Genomic DNA, 25,484 nt, shown 5'->3' on the forward strand with positions numbered 1-25,484 from the left:
CCGATCCATAATTGGGGCTTGGCATTTTCACAACTTTATATTAAATTTGGTGAGCGAATACTGAAAGAAAACAGTAGCTCCTGAGAAGCATTAATTTAGATAATGACACAGTTCAAGTTACACTCCCCATGCTCCAATTACTAATTTGATTCTTTAACAAAAATTTCTTTGCCCAAAATGAAGTCATTGGATGAATCTAACCAAAGCGCAGATATTCATCCAACAACAAATTTGAAAAATCTATTTGGCCAAAATCAAAATAAATTTCTCACGAATTATCCTTTAATTTATCTAACTAATATGTAAGAAATAGAGCGGTAGTTGCCATTCGCCCTAACGGTTTTTTAGTCGGTTTTTTTCTTCCATTTATTAGATGAAATTTCAAAGCATGCCTCGAGATTTATGATGCTGTCTATTTTACAATTTTTAAATTGATCATTATCTGCCATGATTATTTTATAAGTTGTTTTATTCTCTAATACAGTAAACCAATAAAAGCCCTTATTAAAATATTTATCTATTAGTTTTCCTTTTAGTTTGATAGAACCAGGTCTTAAACTTTGCTCACTAAACGCACCACATTGATAAATTTTTTGACTGTAACATGTATAAATTAGCAATAGAAGGGAGAGTGTTAAAATTGTCTTTTTCAAATTTTTATGATTAAAATTTTAGTTAATTTATGTTTTCAAATGTATTTTAATAACATCGGCGAAAGTATAAAATCATAAGTTTTAATCTTTAGGGGCAACCGTAAGTTTATATCATTTATTTTGTTATGTAAATTTAAATCACGTAATAAAAATTACAATACATCAACTTATCTGTATGATTAAGTAGTAGTTTATCTAAATTATTGTAAAAAAAGAGTGGTATTCGTCAGATGACTACTGGTACAAAACGGGTCATCCGATTAAACGTGCAAAGCGTATATATTTATCCGTTGACTGAACGAAAATTAAAAGTATTAAGTTGCTTTGTTTAAAGTCGTCGGATGAATACTCTAATATGTGTGGGGATTTGCTCGTTGACTGAACAATGACTATGTATTCGAAATTTTATAAAAAGTAATGGATCATTTATTTATCTGCTGATAAATAAAAGTTTTTAATAGATTATTTGTTGTAATAAGGACAGGTTTAAATATTTATCTACTGATCGATCTGTATTACACGAATACTTTAGTGTGCAACGGGGCTAACCAAAGTATAACTAATTATTACCCCGATTGCTAATTTGATTCTTTAACCAAAATTTCTTTGGCCATAATCATCGGCACGCCAATACATTTTTTTTCCATGTAATTCATTACACGTTCCAAAACATCACGAGAGGCATCATCTAAATGACTAATTTCTTCTGCAAAAACAGCGTTGATTGCCTTATTTTTGATTTCTTTAATTTTCCTAGGTACTTCCCGCATTGCAATTTCGATACGGCGTTGCTTTAACACAGTAAAAAATTCTGCAATATTATTATCTATAATTTCCTCGGCGTGTACCAATTCATCGTAGCGCTCTTGTATATTTTTACGGGCAATTTCTTTTAAAGATTCTACCTCGATATAGTGAATAAGATTATTGTGCACAACAGCAGGGTCAACATCATTCGGGATGGCCAAATCAACAATAACTTTTTTTCCTGTCTCGCCGTTTAACAAACTGTTATACAACTCTTCGGTTATAATTGGCGTAGTAGAACCAGTACAAGTTATAATTACATCGAAACCATCTTTAAAAGTTGCTAATTCTTCTAAATTGTAAGCTTTTCCATTCAAATCTTTGGCTAAAACTTCAGCTTTTGATAGCGTGCGGTTAAAAATAGAAAAATTAGAATATTTATGTTTGTTTAAATATTTGGCAATATTTTGGTTAGTTTCTCCAGCGCCAATAATCAAAATACGTGAATTGCTACACATATTTAATTCTTTTAACTTGCGGTAAGCCAAAGAAACTACCGATACAGGGTTTTTTGAAATGTTGGTTTGCGTATAAACCTCTTTAGCAGTTTTAACAACCCTGTCCATAATCATACGCATATAATCACCTGTAAAACCTGCATCTCTACAGTTTTCATAAGCTTTGCGTAATTGTGCTAGAATTTGTTTTTCGCCAACAATTAAGCTCTCTAAAGAGCAAGATGTTCTCAATAAATGATTAAAAGCCTGTTCATTTTCGTAAACAGATACTTGATCAAGAAAACGTTCTAAAAATTCTTCTGGTAAACCTGTGTTTAAGGCCCTTAAAAAATTAGTAACAAACGCTTTGTCTGTTTTCTCTTTTGTGAGAAATACGAATTCTACCCGGTTACAGGTTCCAATATAAAAAATCTCGCTTACAGGAAGAAGTGATTGAATATTTTTCAGTCTATCATCCAAACTTTCGTCACAAATAACTAACTTACCTAACGATTTTAGGTCAATCTGGTGATGCGTAAAAGCTATAACTTTTAAATATTCCAATGTGCTTTGTTTGTTATCTATTATCGGGACACAAAAGTAACAATGTGGACGTGCCCCACTGTCATTAACCTGTAATTTACACTAATTTAGAACGGTTTTAAATAACCGTGAATACAACTACAATGTTTAATGTGCTATAAATAAAGTTATGAAAATTAAAACTCAAAATACCATTTTTAAGGTTTTCCTTATTATTTACAGCGTTTTTTATGTAATGGCTGGTATAAATCATTTTAGGGCCACACCTGCTTATTTAGCCATAATGCCCAGTTGGATTCCCTTTCATCTATCTATGGTGTATTTATCTGGCGTAATTGAAATTTTATTGGGTTTAGGGCTGCTATTGAGAAAAACGAGAGTATTTGCTGCTTGGTTAATTATTTTGATGCTCTTGGCATTTTTGCCGGTTCATATCGATATGATTCAGAAGGCTCCCTTTATGATGGGCGAAAAAGAAATTACGCCATTTATAGCTTGGATCCGCTTGCCAATTCAAGCCATATTGATTTTTTGGGCTTGGCTTTATACCAAGAAAGCAAAGTAGAATTTACGCCAATCCTTTTCATTTGAATAGAAATTGAAGGTGGCACTGAAATTTTTGCTTTGAAAGAAGATAATTTGTTCCTACATGTTTTTCTAACGCCCGTTTCATATTTTATATCATCCTTTTGCTGGAGAAGGGCTATCAGTTTTGAGGCGAAGAGCTATTAGTTGTTGCACTGCTTTCGGTTTTAACCGACGGTTATCTAATAAAAATGCCGTTGGCTTTAGCAAAAATGTTTAAAAGCATTTGCCTAGTAAGCTGGTTAGTTTTACTTGGCCAAACAATAAACTTCACAACAAAACGCTATTTATAAAGTCTATATTATGAATAACAATTTCTATAAATTATGATTAAGCAAAACGAATTTAGCCTTTTTGGTGCAGATGGTAAATTAATTATTGGCGATGTAACTTTTGATGAACGAAAATCAAATCTGCCAATTTTACTTTTCGTGCATGGTTTTAAAGGCTTTAAAGATTGGGGCGCACACAATTTTGTGGCAAATTACTTTGCAAGTAATGGTTATCGGTACATAAAATTTAATTTTTCGCACGGAGGCGTTCCTACCGATCACCCAACAGATGTTACTGATTTTGAGTCTTTTGCAAACAACACGATTTCTAAAGAACTATTTGATTTAAATGCAGTGCTCGATTTTATCGAAAAAGCGTACGGTAAGGAGATGCCTATAAATTTAATCGGGCACAGTAGGGGTGGTGGCGTTTCTATTGTAGAAGCTGGATTTGATTTGCGGATTAAAAAGCTGATTACTTGGAGTGCCATTTCGGATTTTAGTAGTTTATGGAAGAAAGAACAGGAGGCCGATTGGTTAAATACTGGCAAAATATATGTAACCAACGCACGTACAAAAGAGCAGATGCCATTGAATAAAACTTTGTTAGAAGATTTTCAAAATAATAAAGAAACACTAAATATTTTAAGTGCCGCAAAGCGGATTAATGTACCTTGGTTAATTATACAGGGTGATGAGGATGTGAATGTACCTTTTGAGCATGCTCAGAAATTGGCCGATGCAGACCCAAATAGTCGATTGGTTAAAATAGAAGGCGCAAATCATGTTTACGGAGCTTCGCATCCATTTATTGCAAATACATTGCCTCCATTGCTGTTTAAAGTTTGCGAGAAATGTTTGAGGTTTTTGGAAGAAGAATAATTTTATGAAATTTAAGTTTCTACAGCTTTTATTTTGATTAAATTAGGGCAATGTTTGTATTTATCGATGTTAAAAAATAACTGACTAAATTATTGATCTTACATGCAAATACTTCAAAAAAATATAAATCTTAAAGCACGAAGTAGGGGTTTTCATTTAATTACTGATGAAATTCTAAATGCTTTTCCAGAAATTAGGAATTTAAAAACGGGAATGATGCAAGTTTTCATCCAACACACTTCCGCCTCGCTTACCGTAAATGAAAATGCTGATCCAACGGTGCGTAAAGATTTCGAAATGTGGTTTAATAAAGCTGTGCCAGAAAATGATCCTGACTATGAACACGATTATGAAGAATCAGATGATATGCCGGCACATTTAAAAGCCTCATTACTTGGGGCATCGGTTTTAATTCCAATAAGCAACGGCAAACCTGCTTTTGGTACATGGCAAGGAATTTATTTATGCGAACATAGAAATTATGGCGGAAACCGAAAAGTTATAATTACGGCTTGGGGAGTTTAGTTCCTACGTTAATGAACGAAAAACGACAGACGAAAAAAGTCAAAAGCTAATTCAACTCTTTCTCCACCCAATTTCCATCACCTTTTATAATATTAATTAACTCATCTAAAGCTAAAGCTGTTTTAACATTTTTCTTAACCACTTCTTGTCCACGGTAAAGCGTAATTTTATCGGGTCCTGTACCCACATAACCGTAATCAGCATCGGCCATTTCGCCGGGCCCGTTCACAATGCAACCCATTATGCCAATTTTTAGCCCTTTTAGATGATCGGTACGTGAACGGATTAATTGTGTGGTTTCTTGCAAATCGAAAAGTGTTCGGCCACAACTCGGACAAGAAATATATTCCGTTTTGCTAATTCGAGTACGTGTTGCCTGTAAAATACCGAAACTTGTAGAAATTAACAAAGCTAAATTTTGATCTTTAGCATCTATCCAAATCCCATCTCCAAAACCATCAGTAAAAAGTGCACCAATATCTGTGGCAGCGTATAAAGTTAAGTTATCAGCATCTAAATTTTCGTAAGTTCTTTTAATGATTACTGGAATCTGTATATTTTTCTCTTGCAGCGCGATAAAAAACGCCCTTTGTTGTGCCATTCCGTGAGACGCCGAAGTTTTGAGTATTAAAATTGTTGTATTGTTAAATTTTTGAATTGCTGAGGTATCAAATTGTGTAGCATCAATTTCTACAAAATTTATAGCTTCATCTTTTACCTCGGCTGTGTCAAATTCTTCAAAAGTATAAAGTGGATGACAATTCTTTTTATCTCTTAAGCCCAACCACGTTTTATAGTTGTAAACTTGTTTTAAATTCCCTGGGAAAGAGAATGAAGGTAAATTATCGCCCATAAAAGCAATATCACAAGCTTGGTCTGCAAGGCTATATTTATCTAAACCAGCACTATAATTATAACCAACTGCACTTAAAAAATAAGGGTCTTTTAAGTTTTCTTTCGATACATCAATCATCACCACTGGGTGAAAATGACCACCAATATGCTGTACAGGATTCGTAATTCTACGACTATATTGGTAAGGTGAGTAAGTTCGAGGTTGTCCTTCGACAGGCTCAGGATGACAGATTGAAACAATGCTTTGGTCTTTCAGCTTTAAGCTTTCTGCTTTCTGGTACCGATCTGCCAAAGCTTTAGCAACTGGCGCTTCAAACTCGGGGTCTTCTGTTAACGAAACACGAATGGTATCGCCTAAACCATCTTCCAATAAAGTACCAATGCCAACAGCCGATTTTATACGACCATCTTCGCCATCGCCAGCTTCGGTAACGCCTAAATGGAGCGGATAATTCATGCCTTCATTAGTCATGGTTTCTACCAAAAGTCTGTACGCTTGTACCATAACCTGCGTGTTACTGGCTTTCATCGAAATTACCAAATTGTAGTAATTTTCTGCCTCGCACATGCGGATAAACTCCATGGCCGATTCAACCATTCCTCTCGGTGTATCGCCATAATGGCTCATTATCCTATCCGAAAGAGAACCATGATTAGTGCCAATACGCATTGCTGTGCCATATTCTTTGCAGATTTTTACTAACGGAAGAAACTTCTTGTTAATCCTTTCCAACTCTGAATTGTAAGAGTTTTGGGTATATTCTATATTTTCGAATTTCTTTTTATCGGCATAATTACCAGGATTTACACGTACTTTTTCTACAATTCTTGCGGCCATTTCTGCAGCATTTGGCGTAAAATGAATATCCGCAATTAATGGAACGTTGTATCCGCGGTTGCGAAGTTCTTTCTTAATATTGGCTAAATTTTCGGCCTCTTTAATGCTTGGCGCAGTAATACGAACATATTCACAGCCCGACTCTACCATTCTAATGGTTTGTTCCACTGTACCGATGGTGTCCATGGTGTCGGTGGTCGTCATAGATTGGATGCGGATTGGATTTAAACCACCCAAAGCGATATCTCCAATGTTTACTTCACGCGTTAAATACCTAGAATATTGCGTTAAACTATTACAATATCCTCCTTTTAATTTATGCTTTGCCGATATATTTTCCATGATAAGCAAAGATATGCTAAAGGTTTTGAATGTTATATTGTTGGATTGTTAAATTGTTTCAAAATTGTAACGCTACAATTGAATAAACCGTAGTTTTGCTATAAATTTATAGCAATTTTTTGTTATTTTGGCATGAAAATAAAGCAAAATATACAAGTTGGAATTGGGAATAAAATTCCGTTATGGATGTTAGGTCTGCTTTATTGAGTTAACAAATAGTATCTAAAAAGCAACTGCAATAAGATGATCGGTAAAAGCTGATCCTTTTAAAACCAACATCAATTTAAGTTTATACCAATCTATCTTTTATAACCAATGTATTAGTAATCATATCGTGCCAGCATTGTTTTTTTGAGTTTAAAAAGCTATAGAAATAGCCAAAACAAAATGGAAGAAATGATAGTATTTTTGTGAAATTTCTGGCTAATGATTTTTTAAATGATATTCTATTACCGATCAAATCACTAACCTTTATGCCAACAAGTCTTTTGCCTAAAGTTGCTTGTTTTATGCTTGATTCTGCTATACTGCCATATATCAGTTTTATGATGCCGATGAAAGGTAGAGGCAATAAGAAAACGATTAACCGTTGTGTCTGCGCATCGATAAAAATAAAACTCGATAAAGTAATTACCGCAACAGTGGTAAATATAATAAAGTGATCTATAACGGAAGCCAGTAATCGTAAATCGAAACCTGCAAAATATTGCGGTGCTGTTTTTTGATGGGTAAAGCCAAAAAGCTCACGCAATTCTTCAATCTCGTGAGCTTCTTTATAATCGTCCATGCCCGGTTTTCGAACAAAGGTATCGGGCGTAATGTTTAAACCTTCTAATTCGGTTAAAGTATATGGGCCTTGAGATTTGCCATTTACAACTACTGTATAATTCATAAAGTTTTACGTTCTAAATAGTAAGTTGAAGAAGTAAAGCCTTTAACCTTCTGCCCCTAAATCTTCAACCTTTTTAATATCTATTCACTTCAAAACTACTTAAACCGCCATCAAGATTTATAAAAATTTTATTTTTTGATGTCGCATAATTTGGTGTTTCTGATGTGGTTGCATTTATTTTGTCGAAGCCATCAAAGCTTTTGGATGATAATCCTGTTTTAGAAATAATCCGGCAACCAGAGTTTTTTGGAATATTAATCTCAACACTTGCCACTCCCGATTTTACATTAACGTCTGTAATTGGCAATAAATCTCCAAATTTAAGTTCTAAGCTTGCTGCGCCACCATTAAAATTAAACGTGCGAACTTTGTACTGCGATAAATCAAAATCGGCTTCGCCTGCACCCAGTTTCATGTTTATATCCCAAAGTGGAACCTTATTTAACTTTAGGTTAATGTCATTTCCGTCACTACCAAAATTCCACGAACTTTTTTTACTTGGCATTTTTAGTGTTAATACTGTAGCACTATCGGTAACCTCTTTATCTAAAGTAAATGTTGTTCCTTTTTGCTCAATGTCAGCATTAATCAAATCGTTAGTTTCGCCATTTAAGTTAAACGAAAGTCCACCGCCAGAAATATTTAAAATCACTTTCTTCGTACTATCTGCAACTGTAAAAGGCTGTTTTAAATCTACTTTTTTTAAGCTATCTTCGTCGTTCTCATCATCTTTATAAGTAATTATACTGTCTTTATGGCTACTCCACCACGACTTATTCTTTGGTTCTTGCTGCCCTTTGTAGAAGAGAAAACCCAATGCAAGTACTAAAACGCCAAGCGAAATGATACTTCCTGTTTGAGAATTGTTGCGTTTAAATAATATGTTTATTCCTGCAATTATCAAAAATACTGGCCAAAATTCCCATACATTTCTCCAGTAGAAGTTAATAACGTTAAAGTTATCCAAAAGCAACACTACGCCAATAAATAATAAAACTATTCCCCAAATTAATCTGTCTATTTTCATGTTTTTAAGCTTGAGGATTATTTAAATTTGAATCTTTTTCATTTGTATTTTCGTCCATGGTGGTGGGTTGATTGAAAGTCTCCGTTGTAGGTGGCGTATTATCGTGCAGGTTATGCCATTCCTTCCATTCGTTTTTTCTTTTCGATTTAGCGATTACACTAATACCTAGCGCAATAAAAATCACTGGCCAAAAATTTCGAAATCTAAACCAATCGGGGATAAAGTCCAACTGCTTCATCAGTAGAAAACAGCCTATCACCACCAATAGTAAACCAATGGTTGTTTTTCCAGCATCGTTAGGCTTTTTTAGGTTAAAATTTGGTTGCGTTTCAAACGGTGTTTTTGTTGCGCTATCGTTTACAGGTTGTGTCCAATTCGGGTTGCTTTGGCCACTTTCGAAAGGTGGCGTATTAAAATTATTATTTTGAAAGTATTCGTTAAACTTCGAAAACCTTGCTGCAGGATCGTTATTAACGGGCACAATAATCCACATCACAACATAAGCAATTAATCCAGCGCCTGCTAAAAACGGCACCGATATTACAAACAGCAACCTAATTATAGTTACATCAACCTGCATATATGCTGCAAGTCCGCTGGCTACACCAGCAATCATTTTATCGTGTTCGTTTCTAAAAAGTTTCTTTTCCATTGTAATATCCATTTTTAAAAATTTAGAGGTGTAATTTGTACCTCATCAACATTCACCCCTTTACTTAAATTTAAAATCGTAAATAATGTTGCTGCAATATCTTCTGGCTGTACAAATTTTTCATCTGGTATTGTTGTTCCTTCCCATGATGAAGTTTTTGTAGAACCTGGCAAAAATGCAGTAACTTTAACATTGTAAGGCGCTAGTTCCTGCCTAAGTACATCATTAAGACTTAACATAGCCGCTTTTGTTACACTATAACTTCCACCATCTTTTACAGGCGCTTTGCTGGCAATAGAACATATATTAAATATGTGCCCTTTATTCGCTTCTCGCATTTTTTTACCAAAAAACTTACTAAAATAATAAGTAGCGTTTATATTTATATTTTGCTGTTTTTCAAATGTTTCATCATCTTCATCAAGCATGCTGCCCGGTAAAAATACACCTACGTTGTTTACTAAAACATCTACAAATCCAAAACCTTTTTCGGCGATATTTATAAATTCATACACATCTTCTTTTATGGCGCAGTCTGTCGCATAAATTTGCACCTTGCTACCGCTGCTCGATAATTCATCGCGAAGCTTGGTTAGTTCTTCTAAATTTCTGGCTATAAGAACTACATCATAACCTGCTTCGCAAAGTTTAATTGTAATCGCTTTCCCAATGCCTTTGGTGGCGCCTGTAATTACTGCTTTCATTTAATTGGTGTGTTAATAATTGTAAACAAAAAACCATAATAATAATTAAAAGCGAGAATATTTTTATAATTAACAAAATGGAACAACTTTTTTGTTGTTTCTTTGTATATTAAAGATTAGTCATTTAATCAATCAAAATAATAAGAATGAACTTTACCAATTTCGGCAGATACATCCTGCTCCTAAAGTCTGTATTTAGAAAGCCGGAAAAATTTAAGATATATTTAAAAGAAATATCCAAACAAATGGATTATGTTGGCGTAGGCTCTTTGGGGCTTATAGCCATAATTTCTACTTTTATTGGGGCGGTTATGACTTTGCAAATTGCTTTCCAGTTGGTGAGTGATTTTATTCCAAAAACGATTATTGGTTCTGTTAACCGAGATTCGAGTATTTTGGAGCTTAGCCCAACCATAAGTGCCATTGTTTTGGCGGGTAAAATTGGTTCGGCAATTTCTTCTGAAATTGGTTCGATGCGGGTTACCGAACAAATTGATGCATTAGAGATTATGGGCATTAACGCCCCAGGTTATTTAATTTTACCAAAAATTATTTCGGGCATTACCATGGTGCCAATTTTGGTTATTATTTCTATGTTTTTGAGTATTACAGGTGGTTATTTAGGTGGTTCGCTATCGGGCGCGGTTACACCTGCAGAATATATGCAAGGCATTACCACCGATTTTAACCCATATACGATTGTTGTAGCTTTAGTTAAAGCATTCGTTTTCGGTTTCATTATAACATCAGTGCCTGCGTACGAAGGTTTTTATGTTCGTGGTGGTGCTTTAGAAGTTTCTCAGGCCAGTACAAGAGCGGTTGTAATTAGCTGTATATCTATTTTGGTTTGTGATTATTTAGTAACTCAACTTTTATTATAATGATTGAAGTAAAAGATATTGATAAGTCGTTCGGAGATAATGACGTTTTGATGGGGATTTCGGCAAAGTTTGAGGCTGGGGTAACCAATCTAATTATCGGCGCATCAGGTTCTGGAAAATCAACTTTGTTAAAATGCATGGTTGGCTTACAAAAACCAGATAACGGACTGGTTTCTTACGATGAAAGAGAATTTACCACAATGGATTATGGAGAGCGAATCGATATTCGTAAGGAAATCGGAATGCTTTTTCAAGGTTCGGCGTTGTTTGATAGCATGACCGTGGAGGAAAACATTATGTTTCCGCTAAATATGTTTACCGAGCAATCTAAAGAAGAAAAACTGGAGCGGGTAAATTTTTGCTTAAAGCGTGTAAATTTAGAAAATACGAATAAACTATTTCCAGCAGAGCTTTCGGGTGGCATGATGAAACGTGTAGGTATTGCCCGCGCAATTTCAATGAATCCAAAATATTTGTTCTGCGATGAGCCAAACTCGGGCTTAGACCCAAAAACATCGATTGTAATTGATGAGTTGATTAAAGAAATTACTGAGGAATATAAAACAACTACAATTGTGGTTACACACGATATGAACTCGGTTATGGGTATTGGCGATTATATTTTATTTTTGCACGAGGGTAAAAAATTCTGGGAAGGAAGTAACAAGGAAATTGCTCATACCGATATTAAAGAACTTAATGATTTTGTTTTTGCGAGCCGATTTATGAAAGCTGCGAAAGATAAATTTTAAGAAAATTAGTATATTTGATTATGACGACTGCAACAAAAAATATTATTGATAAACTAGAAACCTTACCAAAAAATATGGTAAATGAGGTTGAAAATTTCATCGATTTTTTGAAAGCGAAGCATGTCGAAAAAGCATGTAACACTGCAGAAAACAAAATAAATAGTGTTGAAGAGCCGAAAAGTTTATATGGAGCTGCAGAAGGTTTAATACTTTACATAGCTGATGATTTTAATGAGCCATTAGATGATTTAAAGGAATATATGTGATGCGTTTTTTGCTAGATACTCATATATTTCTATTTTTTATTAATGGTGATTTACAAATATCAAAGGAAACAGTTAATGTTATTAACAATCCTAAATCAGAAAAATATATTAGTGTAGTTAGTATATGGGAGATAGTTATTAAAATGAATATTGGCAAACTTAAATTAAGAGATAATATCGAATCAATTTATTATTTGCTTGAAAATTATAATATTAAAATCATTCATCCAAGAAAACGTGATTTTGAAATTTATCTAACGCTACCATTAATCCACAAAGATCCTTTTGATAGAGTAATTATCTCGCAAGCAATTGCCGATGATTTAACATTAATAACCGACGATCAATACACAAAAAACTATCCTAATTTAAAGTTATTTTAATACATGATACAATTATTGGCCCCAACCCATTGGAAAGATTATGAACTGATTGATTGTGGGGATTTTGAAAAATTAGAACGCTTCGGCACAGCGATATTAATCCGTCCGGAGCCTCAAGCGGTTTGGAAAAAAACCTTATCGGAGCAAGAGTGGAAAAAGATCGCGAATATTACCTTTAGAGGTCGTTCTGCAACTTCTGGCGAATGGGTTAAAAAAAACCAAACCATTCCTGATCGTTGGCATATCGATTATAAAAATGATGATGTGGCGATAAAACTTCGCTTGGCGTTAACTTCGTTTAAACATGTTGGGGTATTTCCGGAGCAAGCCGTAAACTGGGATTTTATATCTTCATCTATTAAAAAATTTAAAACGCCACAGCCAAAGGTCTTAAATCTTTTCGCATACACAGGCGCTGCATCATTAATTGCAAATGCAGCAGGTGCAGAAACTACGCATGTTGATTCGATAAAGCAGGTAATTACTTGGGCGAATGAAAATCAAGAGCTTTCTGGACTTAAAAATACCAGGTGGATGGTAGAAGATGCTTTGAAATTCGTGAAAAAGGAATTTAAAAGAGGTAAAAAATACAACGGTATTATTTTAGATCCGCCCGCTTATGGCCATGGTCCAAATGGCGAAAAATGGAAATTGGAAGACCATATTCAAGAAATGATGCAAGATGTGGTACAGCTTTTGGATGAAAAGGAACATTTCTTAATTCTTAATACCTATTCTTTAGGCTTTTCTTCGGTAATTGTAGAGAATTTAATTCGCACTTCGTTCCCATCAGTAGCAAATTTGGAAACAGGAGAACTTTACTTACAGGCAACTTCGGGCATTAAACTTCCGTTAGGTGTTTTTGGGAAATTCTGCAATGTATAAATGTTAATTACTTTATTTTGAACTCTCAGTTTTCTGTTCTACTTTCATAGCCTACAGATTCGGAAAAACTGGCTAAAACTTTAATCAATAAAATCATCTATGAAATTACCACAAATAGCAGGCACATTAATTCTTGGCTTCGCTGCGATTACGCTTTTCGCCAACTGCCAATCAAACGGCAAAGGAGCTGGCGCTAAAAACTCTTCAACCGATACAACTAAAAAAGAAGTTGCTGTTGAAAACACAATGAAGCCAGTTGATCACAAATTATACGATTCTTTGATGGTGAAATTGGCCAATGGAGATACCACCGGAAGATGGCCAGTTAAAAGTAATGTTTATCCACTTGCAGGTGCGATTTTGCCTTTTAAACGTGTTGTAGTTTATTACGGTAACTTACATTCAAAAAAAATGGGTGCTTTGGGCGAGTATGCGCCTAAAGAAATGTGGCAACGTTTAAATGCAGAAATTAAACATTGGGAAAAAGCAGATCCATCTACACCTGTTCAAGCAGGGTTACATTATATTGCTGCGGTAGCAAGCGGTACGCCTGGTAAAGATGGTAAATACATCAACAGGATGGCAAACAAGCAAATAGATTCGGTACTTGCAATTGCAAAAATGAGACCCGGAACTATCGTGTTTTTAGATTTGCAAGTTGCATTGAGTACTATAAAAGCAGAATTGCCACATATAGAAAAATATTTGGAATTACCTTACGTTCACTTGGGTATAGATCCAGAATTTTCTATGAAAGATGGTACTTTGCCAGGGAAAAAAATAGGGACTTATGATGCTGCAGATGTTAATTACGTAACGCAGTATTTGGCTGATATGGTTAAAAAATACAATTTGCCTCCAAAAATATTTGTGGTACATCGTTTTACTAAAAAAATGGTAACCAATTATAAAAACATAAAATTAAGACCAGAAGTACAAATTGTAATGCACATGGATGGATGGGGCGAACCAGATTTGAAATTAGGTACCTACCGTCACTTTATACAGGGTGAGCCTGTGCAATTTACAGGCTTTAAATTGTTTTATAAGAATGATTTAAAGAAAGCGCCAAACCGATTAATGACGCCAGAAGAACTGCTTAAGCTAAAGCCTAAGCCGATTTATATTCAATATCAATAAAATACGAGAAACCCCTTAAGTAATTTTGGGGTTTTTTAGTTTTTGGGTAGTGTATATTAAAATACAGCATAATGTTATTTGAGTTAGGTGTTGAAATTTCCTCTTTTTGTAACCTCACTGTCTCATTTTTAAACATTTTAGCGTTTCAACAGTATTTACATTAAATTTGCTAATCATTAAAAGCTTACAGTGAAAAAATTAACCATCGGAACCCGCGGTAGCGAACTGGCATTATGGCAAGCCAACCACATTAAAGATGAATTGGCATTGATTGGTATTGAGGCAGAGATTAAAATAATCAAAACCCAAGGCGATAAAATTCTAAATTTACGATTAGATAAGTTAGAAGGAAAAGGTTTTTTTACCAAAGAATTGGAAGAGGAACTTTTAGGCGGATCAATAGATTTAGCCGTTCATTGTCTAAAAGATTTACCTACCGCTCATCCAGAGGGATTAACTATTGCCGCAATTCCACCAAGGGAAGAGGCAACTGAATATCTGCTTATTTTGAAAGATTGTGTAGATGTAACGCAGAAACTCTCCTTAAAAAAGGGTGCAATGGTGGGTACATCATCCAACAGGAGAAAAGCACAACTTTTGGGGTTACGATCTGATTTAGAAATTGAAGATTTGCGTGGTAATGTTTTAACGCGGATACAAAAACTTAGAGACGAGAATTACGATGCGATTATGTTGGCTAAGGCTGGTATAAAACGGTTGGGTTTAGATGTAAGTGAGTTTCATGTTGAAGAATTGGAGCCTACAGAATTTGTACCCGCGCCAGCTCAAGGTGCTTTGGCGATTCAAATTAGACAAAAAGATACAGCACTTTTTGATGCTTTGCAAAATCTTCATCATACAGCTACAGCTGAAGAAGTTGGCGTAGAGCGAAAGGTATTAAGTTTATTTGAAGGTGGTTGCCACATGCCTTTAGGGTGTTTTTGTAAGAAAGAAAACGATACATTCTTGGTGTGGACATCAAAAGCAGAGACTGCAGATGATTTTCCAGAACGTTTGTTTTTAAAATCAGAAACTACTGAGGGATTAGCAGAAAAAATTGTTGCCAAATTTAATCAATCAAGAATTAAACCAGCTAAAGTTTTTATTTCTAGAGAGGTTGGCGCGCATAGTTATTTTCGCAAGGCTTTAGAGCATCAAAATATAGAGGTAGAAGGTAGATCATTAATTCGTACACTACCAATTGTAACCGTTTTAGATCAATTTATTTTAAAAAATATCGATTGGATTTTCTTTAGCAGTAGAAACTGTGTGGATTATTTTTTTAATCTAAAACCTCAATTATCTAAAAAAACAAAGTTTGCTGCCGTTGGCAGTGGATCGGAAGAGGCCTTACGTAAGTTTGGATATTTTGCAGATTTTGTAGGAAAAGGTGGTGATGTGCCTACAATTGCCGGTGAGTTTGGTAAACTTGCGTCTGCCCAAAATGTATTGTTCCCTCGAGCACAAGATTCACTACAATCTGTACAAAAAGCATTGCCAGAGGATGTTAAAGTAATTAATTTGCCTATTTACGAAACGGTGTTAATTGATGATATTGATCCGACTTTTGCAGAAGTTTTGATTTTTACCAGCCCATCAAACGTTGATGCATATTTTTCTAGCAATTTATTAGCGCCTGGCCAGAAAGTAATTGCTATCGGCAATTCTACAGGTCAAAAGTTTGAAGAAATGGGCGTTAGTTATAAATTGCCATACTCGCCTGATGAAATTGGATTAGCAGAAGCCGTTTTTGGAATAGAAATATAAGTTTTGAAAGCTGTAGGTTTTAAGTTATAGGTTTGGATGCTTTAACAAGTAAAAGACTAAAGTTGTGCCTTATTCATCCCTTTGGGAAAAGACCAAAGCGCATAGCTAATTCGCCAAACCCTGGGTTATTGGACGCTGAGGGACGTCTCCCCTTTGGAGGGGGCAAATTTTGTTTTGAAATAATGAACTATGTTTTCTAAACCCAATTGTATGAGAATTACAGATTTTGCTTTTCAAATACTAAATGCTTTTTAAATGATAAAATAGAACATCAGGTCTTGATACTTGATACTAAATACTTGCTACTATATTGTTGCTGCTAAAAATATGTTACACCGTCCGAGAAGATTACGAAAAAACCCGTTAGTTAGGGAAATGGTTGCCGAAACTCGACTATCAAAAGATATGTTTGTTTACCCATATTTTGTGGTACCGGGCACAAATGTTACACACCCAATTGATGCAATGCCGGGAGTAAATCATTATTCGGTTGATGCTTTAGTTAAAGATGTAGAGGCTGGCTTGAAAAAAGGTTTAAATAAAATTATGCTTTTTGGTGTTGGCGATGAAAAATCTGAGGATGCTAAATCGGCATATCATGATCATTCACTCGTGCCGACAGCCGTGCGCGCGCTCAAAAAAGAATTTGGCGAAGATTTATATATCGTAACTGATGTTTGCGTTTGTTCATACACCACTCACGGCCATTGTGGAATTATGGAGAGCGATTATGTTCAAAATGATAAAACAATTGATCTGATTGCCAAAATGGCTTTAACGCATGCAGAAGCGGGTGCCGATATGTTTGCGCCATCGGATATGATGGACGGTAGAATTGAAGCCATGCGAAATTTGTTGGATAAGAATGGCTTTGTAAATGCTGCAATAATGAGTCATGCGACCAAGTTTGCGTCTGCTTATTACGGTCCATTTAGAGAAGCAGCAGATTGTGCGCCAAGTAAAGGTGATAGAAAAACTTATCAAATGGATTTTAGAAATCCATCGGAAGCATTACGCGAAGCACTTTTAGATGAACAACAAGGTGCTGATGTTTTAATGGTGAAACCCGGATTAGCTTACTTGGATATTATTCATAAATTAAAACAAGAAACGAATTTGCCGATTGCTGTTTACAACGTTTCTGGTGAATATTCGATGGTTAAAGCTGCCGCCCAAAAAGGCTGGATAGACGAACAAAAAGTAGTAATGGAAACCATGCATGCCTTTGCAAGAGCAGGTGCAAGTATTATTACCACTTACCATATTAAAGATATTTTAAATCACGAATGGATGCCTTAGAAAGGTATAAGGTTAAAAGGCGGAAGGTAGAGGGTTAAAACGCCTAACCTCCTTGCCTCATGACGTCTTTCTAATAAATATATAGGTGTAAGGTAGAAGATTTGCTGGTTAAGGGTTTATATGCCCCAACCTTTTGCCTTCTACCTTCCATCCTTCAACCTTAATAAAATGTTAGATCAATTAAAGAAAATGTTTTCAGGCAACGAAGCCGATATTCCTGTAAATACGGGGAGCAAGCCTGATATTTCGAGGGTAAAATCAGCGGAATTATATGAAAAATCAAAAACATACTTTCCGGGTGGCGTTAACTCGCCAGTAAGAGCTTTTAAATCTGTTTACGGTACGCCACTTTTTATCGAAAAGGGTGATGGATGCTATATTTGGGATGCAGACGGGAATCAATTTATAGATTTTTGTGGCAGTTGGGGGCCATTAATTCTTGGACACAATAACCCTAAAATTAGAGAAAAGGTTATTGAGACTATGCAACATGGCATGAGCTTTGGCGCACCTACGGCTTTAGAAAATGAATTGGCAGAACTGATTATAAAAAATAACCGTTTTGTAGAGAAAATTCGTTTTACAAGTTCGGGTACAGAGGCGGTAATGTCGGCAATTCGGTTAGCCCGTGGTTTTACTGGCCGAGATAAGATTATTAAATTTGAAGGTTGTTACCATGGTCATAGCGATTCACTTTTAGTTAAAGCTGGCTCTGGTTTAGTTACTTTTGGAGAAACTTCTTCAGCAGGTGTTCCAAAATCTTTTGCTGAGGAAACCATTGTGATTCCCTTAAATGATACATCAGCCATTGAGCAGGCATTTGCGCAATTTAAAGATCAGGTTGCTGCGGTAATTATCGAAGGTATTCCAGCTAATAATGGTTTAATTATTCAAGATGAAGAATACATTCATTTTTTAAGGAAAATTTGTACTGAAAATAAAGCTTTATTAATTTTTGATGAGGTAATTACGGGTTTTCGGGTTGGTTTTGAAGGCGCTGCCGCTTATTATGGCGTTACGCCCGATATTGTAACTTATGGTAAAATTATAGGCGGAGGTTTGCCTGTTGGCATGTACGGTGCTTCTGCAGAAATTATGTCGAATATTTCGCCTGATGGAAGTGTTTACCAAGCAGGTACTTTGTCTGGCAATCCTGTTGCAATGGCAGCGGGTATTGCCACTTTAACCGAACTTAATAAGTCGAGTTTTTATAAAGATTTAAACCAAAAAACGAAAGAATTTACAGATAGTATTCAGCGTTTTGCTACAGCTAGAAATTATAAGTTTAAGGTGTTTACAGTAGGCTCAATTTTTTGGCTAGCTTTTACAGAGAAAGAAAAGATTCAATGTGCCGATGATATTGATGCAAGTAGCATGGAGAAATTTAAAGTGATGCATCGTGAGTTGTTAAACAGAGGAATTTATTTGGGTCCATCGGGCTATGAAGTAGGGTTTGTTTCTGCTGCGCATACCAAGATAGAGTTGGAGAAAGCAAAGCGTGCGATTTTTGAAGCGTTGGATTTGGTGTTTAAGAAGTAGGGTTGTTTTACCACCGAGCGAACAGCGTTTTTCACAGAGAACGCAGCGATTTTTATATACTTTAGACAATTAAGCATTAACTGCGTAAATTTTTAAAAAACTTTGAGGGGCAAATGCGCTCCTTTTTTAAGGAGGGGTGCCCGTAGGGCGGGGTGGTTTTATATTTTTGAAACACAAACCCTAAGTTATCTAAACCCCAGCCTGAGGCAGACAGGCGATTGTAGTGGAAATACTTTTACCAAGTTCCCTTCTAACGGATTTAGGGGTAAAAGATTGCAACGTAAAGCGGGACTGAACTGACCGACAAAGCACAGAAACCTGATTTTCAAAATAATAATGTTTCTGTAATGATACGGACCATGCCAGTAGATAAATCAAATAATTAACTTAGAGGCTCTTTATGGGTTAAGTTTATGAAAAAATCAATTATTATATTTTACGCGTTGTTATTTTATGCGCTCATTCAGCTCATATCGTGGGGTACTTTGGTGGTGAGGTTGCAACCCAGTCGGATGACTATGATTATGGGCGAAGGCGCAGTTTTCTTATTTTTACTATTTATAGGTGGCTATTTTTTGCATCAATCTTTAAAAAGTGAGGATAAATTAAGAGAGCAACAGCAAAATTTTTTGATGTCGATTACGCACGAATTGAAATCGCCTTTGGCAGCAATAAAACTTTCTATCCAAACGATTGTTAAAAGAGATTTAGATAAGGCTCGCCAAACATCATTGTTAAATAATTCTTTAAAAGATATAGAGCGATTGGATGATTTGGTTGAGAATATGTTGTTGGCTACTAAAATAGAAAACCGTTCTTACACTTTCCCGAAAGAGGAATTCAATTTTTCTGAATTGGTTTATAAGATAACAGATAGATTACAAGTGCACTCTTGTGGGAATGAACAATTGATAAATGCTCAAATTCAGCCAAATTTGCAGATAATGGGTGACAGATTTGCCTTATCGTCAGTTGTAACGAACTTGATAGAGAATGCAGTGAAGTATTCTAGTCCGTGCGACGAGATAAACGTTGTTTTGAGTGAATTAGAAGGGCATATTCACTTAAGTGTAATTGATAAAGGGCCGGGTATTTCAGATTCGGAAAAAATGTTGATATTTGATAAGTTTTACCGCGTTGGTAATGAGAATGTCAGGAAAGCGAAAGGAACAGGTTTAGGCTTGTTTATTGTGAAAGAGGTTTTACAGTACCATGATGCAGATATTACAGTAAAGGATAATTTGCCTCAAGGAAGTATTTTTGAAGTAACATTTAGTTAATCTCATTTATGTCACAAAAATTAAGAATTCTATTGGTTGAAGACGAGGATCACTTGTTAGATGCCATTAAATTAAACCTCGAGTTAGAGGGTTATAAAGTACATGCCGTTAAAGATGGCAAGACTGCGTTAAAAATATTTAAGGAAGAACGTTTTAATCTAATTGTTTTAGATGTAATGCTACCCGAAATGGATGGTTTCCAAGTTTGTGAAACGATACGTTTAGAGAATGCAGAAGTTCCGATTATGTTTTTAACAGCTAAAAATACATCAGAAGACCGTGTTTTAGGTTTGAAAAAAGGTGCTGATGATTATTTGGTTAAGCCATTTAACTTAGAAGAACTGATACTTCGTGTTGGTATTTTAGTTAAACGTAGTTTAAAGCCCGATGATTTAAAGGAGCTTAACTCTTACAAAATTGGTGATAAAACCATTTATTTCAACTCGTTTGAATTGAAGCACGATGATGGAACAGTTACCCCATTAACCAAAAAGGAAACGATGTTGTTGAAGCTTTTAATTGAGCGTAAAAACGATGCCGTATCTCGTGAACAAATTTTGGAAACAGTTTGGAATTATGACGTTTATCCATCAACCCGTACAATTGATAATTTTATTTTAACTTTTAGAAAGTATTTCGAACCAGATCAAAAAAATCCGGTTTATTTTCATTCTATTAGAGGTGTAGGTTATAAATTTACAGATATACATTAATGTACAATAATAGGGGCAGGTATGCTCTGCTTATTGCTTTCGGACTTACCGCTTTGGTTTCTGTTTATTACACACAGTACGAACTAGCTTCTATTTTAGGCTTTTTCTTTTGTTTTGTAATTTGGAGTCATTTTAAGCACAGTTCTGTTTTAATGGCGTCTAAATACTATCAAAATAACGATTTTGTAAAAGCAAGAGCGTTATTGGCCGAGGTGAGCAAGCCAGAGCAATTGGCAAAAAATAGGCGAGGTTATTATGAATTTATGCAGGGAAATATTGCCCTTAAAGATGAGAATTTTGACAAGGCAGAATATCATTTCCAATTAGCGAGTAGATATACTGTTGGGGGCAAAAACCAAAAAGCGTACGTACTAATTCATTTAGCAAATTTATCGCTAAGAAAAAAGAATAAAGAAAGAGCCGAGGCATACACTAAACTTGCAAAAGAACTTGCCGTAACTTCGAGGTCGAAAGATATTATAAATAAATTAGAGCAAGAAATAAGTAGATTATAACAGCATAATTGTCATTTTGAAATAACGAAGCATCTGTTTAGCGATAAAAAGAGGTTTCGTTTTTTTTTATTTATACCTTTGTAAAGTTAAAATATTAGAGGTTTAACTTTATTTAATTTCGATAATGATTTGGTCTTTTTTAGGCAACAATCATTAATTACACATCAATAACAAAACATGGAGAATAATTTATTTTTAGACGCAGCATTTTCAAAACAAACAGAACGACCACCCGTGTGGATGATGCGCCAAGCTGGTAGGTTTATGCCAGAATATTGGGAAATTAAAAACAAATATTCGTTTTTAGAGATGTGCAAAACTCCAGAAATTGCGGCCGACGTAACCATGTTGCCTGTTAATTTATTGGATATTGATGCAGCAATTTTATTCTGCGATATTTTAGTAACCGGCGAGGCTATGGGTGGCGATTTGAGTTTTACTCAAGGTATTGGTCCAAAATTTGCAAACCCTGTACGTACAGTTAAAGACATAGAAAACCTTAATGTTGATTGTTTGGGTGAGTTACAATATGTGGCTGATGCGATTAAAGTGATTCAACAACGCTTAAATAACAAAATACCACTTATTGGGTTTGCGGGTGCGCCGTTTACGGTAATGAGTTATTTGGTAGAAGGTGGTTCATCAAAAGATTTTAAGCTAACGAAATTGATGTTACACAATGAGCCCGAAATGGCACATCAGCTTTTGGCTAAAATTGCGAAAGTAACTGCTGCATATTTAAATTTACAGATTGAAGCCGGTGTAAATGCTGTGCAGATTTTTGATAGTTGGGCGCTCGCATTATCATGGAATGATTACCAAGAATTTTCTCACCGTTATATCCAAGAAATTATTGCTAACTTAAACAGAAAAGACATTCCAGTAATCTCTTTTTGTAAGGGAAGTTCGGTTTTTGCGCCAATTATGGCAGAAGCGAAACCTGATGTAGTTTCGGTTGATTGGAATGCGGATTTATTGAATATTAAAAATGCGCTACCAAAGGGCATTGCTGTGCAGGGAAACTTAGATCCACATATTTTATATGCCAATAAGCCAGTAATTAAAAAGGAAATTCACAGACTTTTTGAACGTATGCGTGGTACAGATGGTTTTATTTTTAATTTAGGTCATGGTATAATGCCCGATATTCCTTTCGACAATGTGAAGTATGCTATTGAGGTGGTTAAAGAGTTTAGGTATTAGAACCTCTAAGTCCCCTAAAAGAGACTTTGCGCAACGAATGCAAATTGTTATATTTGGATAGGTAATTTTACATTGTTAATCATAGATTTTACAAATGAAGAAGACAGAAATCATAGACTCATTGGATAGCATGCCAGATGAATTTTCGGCCGACGAACTGATCGAGCGAATTTTATTGCTTCAAAAAATTGATTTGGGAATGCAACAAGTTGAAGATGGAACGATCTTTTCTGAAAAAGAAGCTGAAAAAAGATTAGAAAAATGGCTAAAGTAGTCTGGACTGAAATTGCCATTGACGACTTAAGTAATATAGCTAATTTTCATAGTCAGTATTCAAATAATTTTGCTTCTGCTATAATTAGACAGTTATTTGATAAGCCAAAAGTGCTTAAGAAGATGCCTCAAATAGGCAGAGTGGTCCCCGAAAGAGCGGATGAATCGATTAGGGAATTGATCCATGGTAATTTTCGAATTATATATCATTTTGATAAAGAAAACGACACCGTAGAAATAATTACCGTTCATCATTCATCACAGAAGTTTATTTAATGAATTTAAGATTTGCATAAACTTAAATTATGATAGAAATTCTACTTCCATATTATGCTTATTTTAAAGCTGTTCACATTGTATTTGTGATTAGCTGGATGGCTGGATTGTTTTATATTTTGAGTCTTTTTATCTACCATACAGAGGCTAACGATAAGCCTGAACCCGAAAAAAGTATTCTGCAACAACAGTTTATTAAAATGGAAGCTACGTTGTGGAAAATTATTGCCACACCAGCAATGGTCATTTCGCTTTTGGCCGGAATTTGTATGCTCGATTTAAATAGAGCGCTATTACAAATGGATTGGATGTGGGTAAAACTGAGTTTCGTAGTCGGCTTACTTATTTACCATTTTATTTGTCAGAAAATAGTTAAACAGCTTAAAAATGGTCAGTTTAAAATGACAAGTTTTCAATTGCGTTTATGGCGAGAATTGGCGACTATTTTTATGATTGCAATTGTTTTTGTAGTGATCTTGAAAAATGCACTAAATTGGGTTTACGGTTTAGTAGGTATTATGGGTGTGGCTTTGGTGATTATGATTGCCGTGAAAATGTACAAAAGTTATCGTTTACGGAAATAGCTGAAGAATAAATTTTCGAGAATAAGGAGTAATATATGAAAATGCTCAACTTTGAAAGTTCATTAAAAGAAGGCAACAATTTAATCCAATAAGTTATTTTTTACAGTACAAAAATCGTCTTTCCAAGTTCGGCGTTATTAAGCATAAATTGGGTAATCATGATAAATTTATTTGTTAAAAGAATAAAATATTTTTTGATTCTGGCCAACTTATATTCAATTGTTAATACTCGGTATTTTACCAAAAAACTATCTTACATTTGGGCGATAAAATTCAAACACATGTTTACAGATTTAGGTTTAAAGAAAACTTTACTTTTTTTAGCTGCTCTTTTTATCTCTCACCTCGCTTCAGCACAATTTAACCAATCAGCATTCGAAAATAGAATTCGGCCTGATAGTAGCTTAACAAATGAGGTTCATTTAAGCTTTTACAATTTAAATTACGTTCGTAATTATGAATATACCAACGATTTTCACGATGGTTATACCATGTACGGAACGCAATTACAACCCCAAATTGTGTATTACGCTCATCCAAATTTAGCAATAACCGCAGGTGCATTTATCCGTAAAGATTTTGGTCGGAATGGAATTAGTGATGCTAAACCATTGTTTAGTTTAAAATATCATAAACGAAATTTAACTTTAATTTTCGGAAGTTTAGAAGGTGGCATTCAACATAAATATATAGAACCACTTTACGATTTTGAAAGAATTATAACCACACCAATAGAATATGGTACGCAATTATTGGTGGAACGTAAAAAATTCAATTTAGATGCTTGGATTGCTTGGCAGAAGATGATTTATCTCGGTGAAGCCGCAAAAGAAGAAATAATCGGTGGTTTATCAACCGAGAGTTTTTTAGTTAAAACTGATGATTGGAAATTGAGCATACCCGCACAGTTTTTGGCTTTTCATCAGGGCGGACAAATTGATATTTTAAAAGAAATTCCGATTAGTACCCTTTTTAATGGCGCTACAGGTTTTAAAGTACACAGAACATTTGCGGGTAATGTTAAGCGGGTTTACACCGATAATTACATAGCGGTTTATAAAGATTTTTCGCCCGATAAACGTAGGGCTTACCAAGGCGGTTTTGGCCTTTGGTTAAATGCTGGTGTAGAAAGTAAATGGGGAAGTTTAGTGGCTTCTTATTGGAAAGGAAATAATTTTATTTCGATTAAAGGGATGCCACTTTATGAATCTGTTTCGAGCAATTTATATACCAATGGATTAAAACAGAGTAGCAGAAATATCTTATCATTACGTTACGCATATCAAAATGAATTGGTTCCGAATTTGTATCTTGATGTCCGTTTCGAACCACATATAGATCTCGACCATACCGATAAACAGCTGCAGTTTAACCATTCTTTCTTTTTAACTTATAAGCAGAATTTTAAGTTGTTTAAGGTTAAGAAGTAGAGGTTGAGGTTGAGATTAAGGTTGAGGTTGAGATTAAGATTAAGGTTGAAATGAGATTGAGGATTATGCAAACTGAGGTTTAAAAAGCTGGTCTGACTTTCTAAACCCGATAAAAGTGGAAATACTTTTACCAAAGTCCCCTTTAGGGGTCTTTGGTAAAAGATTGGAACGAATAGCGGGACTGCACTTCCGAAAGAGCTAATTCCGTTCGTTTTCAAATAAAAAATCTATATTTATTTTAACTTATTCTATTGATTATCAAGAAGCAGCGAATTATTTTATTT

General features: G+C 34.9%; 27 protein-coding genes. 20 read left to right on the plus strand and 7 right to left on the minus strand.

Going from position 1 to position 25,484, the window contains the following annotated elements; translation table 11 throughout:
* Positions 1-344 precede the first annotated feature (344 nt).
* Both EZJ43_RS17195 and hemA read right to left on the minus strand, forming a co-directional pair.
* Positions 345-653, minus strand: a complete 309-nt coding sequence (locus EZJ43_RS17195) for a hypothetical protein (RefSeq protein ID WP_165953161.1) — start codon at positions 651-653, stop codon at positions 345-347.
* 578 nt (positions 654-1,231) lie between these two features.
* Positions 1,232-2,461 (minus strand): glutamyl-tRNA reductase, encoded by a 1,230-nt coding sequence (gene hemA / locus EZJ43_RS12395; protein WP_133263039.1) that lies wholly within the window; start codon positions 2,459-2,461, stop codon positions 1,232-1,234.
* A gap of 148 nt (positions 2,462-2,609) precedes the next feature.
* Between hemA and EZJ43_RS12400 the strand changes: the two genes are divergently transcribed.
* The 3 genes from EZJ43_RS12400 (at position 2,610) to EZJ43_RS12410 (ending at position 4,704) form a co-directional block, all read left to right on the plus strand.
* On the plus strand, positions 2,610-3,005 hold the full coding sequence (locus EZJ43_RS12400) for a DoxX family protein (protein WP_133263040.1): 396 nt from the start codon (positions 2,610-2,612) through the stop codon (positions 3,003-3,005).
* 346 nt (positions 3,006-3,351) lie between these two features.
* Positions 3,352-4,179, plus strand: coding sequence for an alpha/beta hydrolase family protein (locus EZJ43_RS12405; protein WP_133263041.1), 828 nt, complete (start codon positions 3,352-3,354; stop codon positions 4,177-4,179).
* A 102-nt stretch (positions 4,180-4,281) separates the two neighbouring features.
* Complete coding sequence (locus EZJ43_RS12410) at positions 4,282-4,704, plus strand: secondary thiamine-phosphate synthase enzyme YjbQ (RefSeq protein ID WP_133263042.1); 423 nt, start codon at positions 4,282-4,284, stop codon at positions 4,702-4,704.
* Positions 4,705-4,750: 46 nt separating this feature from the next.
* Here EZJ43_RS12410 and ispG read toward each other — a convergent pair whose 3' ends face one another.
* The 5 genes from ispG to EZJ43_RS12435 all read right to left on the minus strand — a co-directional run bounded on the left by ispG (position 4,751) and on the right by EZJ43_RS12435 (position 10,014).
* Positions 4,751-6,739, minus strand: a complete 1,989-nt coding sequence (gene ispG, locus EZJ43_RS12415) for a (E)-4-hydroxy-3-methylbut-2-enyl-diphosphate synthase (RefSeq protein WP_133263043.1) — start codon at positions 6,737-6,739, stop codon at positions 4,751-4,753.
* 289 nt (positions 6,740-7,028) lie between these two features.
* Positions 7,029-7,631, minus strand: coding sequence for an RDD family protein (locus tag EZJ43_RS12420; protein ID WP_133263044.1), 603 nt, complete (start codon positions 7,629-7,631; stop codon positions 7,029-7,031).
* 73 nt (positions 7,632-7,704) lie between these two features.
* Complete coding sequence (locus tag EZJ43_RS12425; protein WP_133263045.1) at positions 7,705-8,658, minus strand: LiaF transmembrane domain-containing protein; 954 nt, start codon at positions 8,656-8,658, stop codon at positions 7,705-7,707.
* Positions 8,659-8,662: 4 nt separating this feature from the next.
* Positions 8,663-9,322 (minus strand): PspC domain-containing protein, encoded by a 660-nt coding sequence (locus EZJ43_RS12430; protein ID WP_133263046.1) that lies wholly within the window; start codon positions 9,320-9,322, stop codon positions 8,663-8,665.
* Between the two features lie 2 nt (positions 9,323-9,324).
* On the minus strand, positions 9,325-10,014 hold the full coding sequence (locus EZJ43_RS12435) for an SDR family oxidoreductase (protein WP_133263047.1): 690 nt from the start codon (positions 10,012-10,014) through the stop codon (positions 9,325-9,327).
* Between the two features lie 146 nt (positions 10,015-10,160).
* On the opposite strand from EZJ43_RS12435, the gene EZJ43_RS12440 reads away from it, so the two are divergent.
* The 17 genes from EZJ43_RS12440 to EZJ43_RS12520 all read left to right on the plus strand — a co-directional run bounded on the left by EZJ43_RS12440 (position 10,161) and on the right by EZJ43_RS12520 (position 25,200).
* Complete coding sequence (locus EZJ43_RS12440; RefSeq protein ID WP_133263048.1) at positions 10,161-10,895, plus strand: MlaE family ABC transporter permease; 735 nt, start codon at positions 10,161-10,163, stop codon at positions 10,893-10,895.
* Positions 10,895-11,647 carry an ABC transporter ATP-binding protein gene (locus EZJ43_RS12445; RefSeq protein WP_133263049.1) on the plus strand — a complete coding sequence of 251 codons (753 nt, stop codon included), beginning with the start codon at positions 10,895-10,897 and terminating at the stop codon, positions 11,645-11,647. Before EZJ43_RS12440 ends, EZJ43_RS12445 begins: the two co-directional genes overlap by 1 nt.
* Before the next feature lie 20 nt (positions 11,648-11,667).
* Entirely contained in the window at positions 11,668-11,913 is a 246-nt protein-coding gene (gene vapB, locus EZJ43_RS12450) for a type II toxin-antitoxin system VapB family antitoxin (RefSeq protein ID WP_133263050.1), read from the plus strand.
* Positions 11,913-12,296: a type II toxin-antitoxin system VapC family toxin gene (locus tag EZJ43_RS12455; RefSeq protein WP_243718095.1), complete on the plus strand. Its 384-nt coding sequence runs from the start codon at positions 11,913-11,915 to the stop codon at positions 12,294-12,296. Before vapB ends, EZJ43_RS12455 begins: the two co-directional genes overlap by 1 nt.
* A 3-nt stretch (positions 12,297-12,299) precedes the next feature.
* The gene (locus EZJ43_RS12460) at positions 12,300-13,181 is read left to right on the plus strand and encodes a class I SAM-dependent methyltransferase (RefSeq protein ID WP_133263052.1); all 882 of its coding nucleotides are present in this window, start codon (positions 12,300-12,302) and stop codon (positions 13,179-13,181) included.
* A gap of 99 nt (positions 13,182-13,280) precedes the next feature.
* Positions 13,281-14,321 carry a hypothetical protein gene (locus tag EZJ43_RS12465; protein WP_133263053.1) on the plus strand — a complete coding sequence of 347 codons (1,041 nt, stop codon included), beginning with the start codon at positions 13,281-13,283 and terminating at the stop codon, positions 14,319-14,321.
* Between the two features lie 189 nt (positions 14,322-14,510).
* Positions 14,511-16,088 (plus strand): hydroxymethylbilane synthase, encoded by a 1,578-nt coding sequence (gene hemC, locus EZJ43_RS12470; RefSeq protein WP_133263054.1) that lies wholly within the window; start codon positions 14,511-14,513, stop codon positions 16,086-16,088.
* A gap of 327 nt (positions 16,089-16,415) precedes the next feature.
* Positions 16,416-17,387 (plus strand): porphobilinogen synthase, encoded by a 972-nt coding sequence (gene hemB / locus EZJ43_RS12475; protein WP_133263055.1) that lies wholly within the window; start codon positions 16,416-16,418, stop codon positions 17,385-17,387.
* A 168-nt stretch (positions 17,388-17,555) separates the two neighbouring features.
* The gene (gene hemL, locus EZJ43_RS12480) at positions 17,556-18,926 is read left to right on the plus strand and encodes a glutamate-1-semialdehyde 2,1-aminomutase (protein ID WP_133263056.1); all 1,371 of its coding nucleotides are present in this window, start codon (positions 17,556-17,558) and stop codon (positions 18,924-18,926) included.
* Between the two features lie 413 nt (positions 18,927-19,339).
* Positions 19,340-20,206, plus strand: a complete 867-nt coding sequence (locus EZJ43_RS12485) for a sensor histidine kinase (protein ID WP_133263057.1) — start codon at positions 19,340-19,342, stop codon at positions 20,204-20,206.
* Between the two features lie 8 nt (positions 20,207-20,214).
* A complete protein-coding gene (locus EZJ43_RS12490; RefSeq protein WP_133263058.1) occupies positions 20,215-20,919 on the plus strand; it encodes a response regulator transcription factor in 705 nt (234 codons plus the stop codon).
* The gene (locus EZJ43_RS12495) at positions 20,919-21,434 is read left to right on the plus strand and encodes a hypothetical protein (protein WP_133263059.1); all 516 of its coding nucleotides are present in this window, start codon (positions 20,919-20,921) and stop codon (positions 21,432-21,434) included. Before EZJ43_RS12490 ends, EZJ43_RS12495 begins: the two co-directional genes overlap by 1 nt.
* 177 nt (positions 21,435-21,611) lie before the next feature.
* Positions 21,612-22,637, plus strand: a complete 1,026-nt coding sequence (hemE, locus tag EZJ43_RS12500) for a uroporphyrinogen decarboxylase (RefSeq protein WP_133263060.1) — start codon at positions 21,612-21,614, stop codon at positions 22,635-22,637.
* Between the two features lie 94 nt (positions 22,638-22,731).
* Positions 22,732-22,911 carry a hypothetical protein gene (locus EZJ43_RS12505; RefSeq protein ID WP_133263061.1) on the plus strand — a complete coding sequence of 60 codons (180 nt, stop codon included), beginning with the start codon at positions 22,732-22,734 and terminating at the stop codon, positions 22,909-22,911.
* The gene (locus EZJ43_RS12510; RefSeq protein ID WP_133263062.1) at positions 22,899-23,186 is read left to right on the plus strand and encodes a type II toxin-antitoxin system RelE/ParE family toxin; all 288 of its coding nucleotides are present in this window, start codon (positions 22,899-22,901) and stop codon (positions 23,184-23,186) included. The genes EZJ43_RS12505 and EZJ43_RS12510 overlap by 13 nt, the downstream gene beginning before the upstream one ends.
* A gap of 29 nt (positions 23,187-23,215) precedes the next feature.
* Complete coding sequence (locus EZJ43_RS12515) at positions 23,216-23,770, plus strand: CopD family protein (RefSeq protein WP_133263063.1); 555 nt, start codon at positions 23,216-23,218, stop codon at positions 23,768-23,770.
* Between the two features lie 281 nt (positions 23,771-24,051).
* Entirely contained in the window at positions 24,052-25,200 is a 1,149-nt protein-coding gene (locus tag EZJ43_RS12520) for a hypothetical protein (RefSeq protein WP_133263064.1), read from the plus strand.
* Positions 25,201-25,484 lie beyond the last annotated feature (284 nt).

It is taken from the genome of Pedobacter changchengzhani (genome assembly GCF_004354365.1).
Lineage (GTDB): Bacteria > Bacteroidota > Bacteroidia > Sphingobacteriales > Sphingobacteriaceae > Pedobacter > Pedobacter changchengzhani.

Coding starts and splice junctions, on each gene's coding strand:
- EZJ43_RS12420 (WP_133263044.1), bottom strand. CDS start 7,631: ATGAATTATACAGTAGTTGTAAATGGCAAATCTCAAGGCCCATATACT.
- EZJ43_RS12410 (WP_133263042.1), top strand. CDS start 4,282: ATGCAAATACTTCAAAAAAATATAAATCTTAAAGCACGAAGTAGGGGT.
- hemL (WP_133263056.1), top strand. CDS start 17,556: ATGTTAGATCAATTAAAGAAAATGTTTTCAGGCAACGAAGCCGATATT.
- EZJ43_RS12445 (WP_133263049.1), top strand. CDS start 10,895: ATGATTGAAGTAAAAGATATTGATAAGTCGTTCGGAGATAATGACGTT.
- EZJ43_RS12400 (WP_133263040.1), top strand. CDS start 2,610: ATGAAAATTAAAACTCAAAATACCATTTTTAAGGTTTTCCTTATTATT.
- hemB (WP_133263055.1), top strand. CDS start 16,416: ATGTTACACCGTCCGAGAAGATTACGAAAAAACCCGTTAGTTAGGGAA.
- EZJ43_RS12430 (WP_133263046.1), bottom strand. CDS start 9,322: ATGGATATTACAATGGAAAAGAAACTTTTTAGAAACGAACACGATAAA.
- EZJ43_RS12505 (WP_133263061.1), top strand. CDS start 22,732: ATGAAGAAGACAGAAATCATAGACTCATTGGATAGCATGCCAGATGAA.
- EZJ43_RS12520 (WP_133263064.1), top strand. CDS start 24,052: ATGTTTACAGATTTAGGTTTAAAGAAAACTTTACTTTTTTTAGCTGCT.
- EZJ43_RS12465 (WP_133263053.1), top strand. CDS start 13,281: ATGAAATTACCACAAATAGCAGGCACATTAATTCTTGGCTTCGCTGCG.
- vapB (WP_133263050.1), top strand. CDS start 11,668: ATGACGACTGCAACAAAAAATATTATTGATAAACTAGAAACCTTACCA.
- EZJ43_RS12460 (WP_133263052.1), top strand. CDS start 12,300: ATGATACAATTATTGGCCCCAACCCATTGGAAAGATTATGAACTGATT.
- EZJ43_RS12495 (WP_133263059.1), top strand. CDS start 20,919: ATGTACAATAATAGGGGCAGGTATGCTCTGCTTATTGCTTTCGGACTT.
- EZJ43_RS12440 (WP_133263048.1), top strand. CDS start 10,161: ATGAACTTTACCAATTTCGGCAGATACATCCTGCTCCTAAAGTCTGTA.
- EZJ43_RS12485 (WP_133263057.1), top strand. CDS start 19,340: ATGAAAAAATCAATTATTATATTTTACGCGTTGTTATTTTATGCGCTC.
- EZJ43_RS12510 (WP_133263062.1), top strand. CDS start 22,899: ATGGCTAAAGTAGTCTGGACTGAAATTGCCATTGACGACTTAAGTAAT.
- EZJ43_RS12515 (WP_133263063.1), top strand. CDS start 23,216: ATGATAGAAATTCTACTTCCATATTATGCTTATTTTAAAGCTGTTCAC.
- ispG (WP_133263043.1), bottom strand. CDS start 6,739: ATGGAAAATATATCGGCAAAGCATAAATTAAAAGGAGGATATTGTAAT.
- EZJ43_RS12425 (WP_133263045.1), bottom strand. CDS start 8,658: ATGAAAATAGACAGATTAATTTGGGGAATAGTTTTATTATTTATTGGC.
- EZJ43_RS12405 (WP_133263041.1), top strand. CDS start 3,352: ATGATTAAGCAAAACGAATTTAGCCTTTTTGGTGCAGATGGTAAATTA.
- hemE (WP_133263060.1), top strand. CDS start 21,612: ATGGAGAATAATTTATTTTTAGACGCAGCATTTTCAAAACAAACAGAA.
- EZJ43_RS12435 (WP_133263047.1), bottom strand. CDS start 10,014: ATGAAAGCAGTAATTACAGGCGCCACCAAAGGCATTGGGAAAGCGATT.
- EZJ43_RS12455 (WP_243718095.1), top strand. CDS start 11,913: ATGCGTTTTTTGCTAGATACTCATATATTTCTATTTTTTATTAATGGT.
- EZJ43_RS12490 (WP_133263058.1), top strand. CDS start 20,215: ATGTCACAAAAATTAAGAATTCTATTGGTTGAAGACGAGGATCACTTG.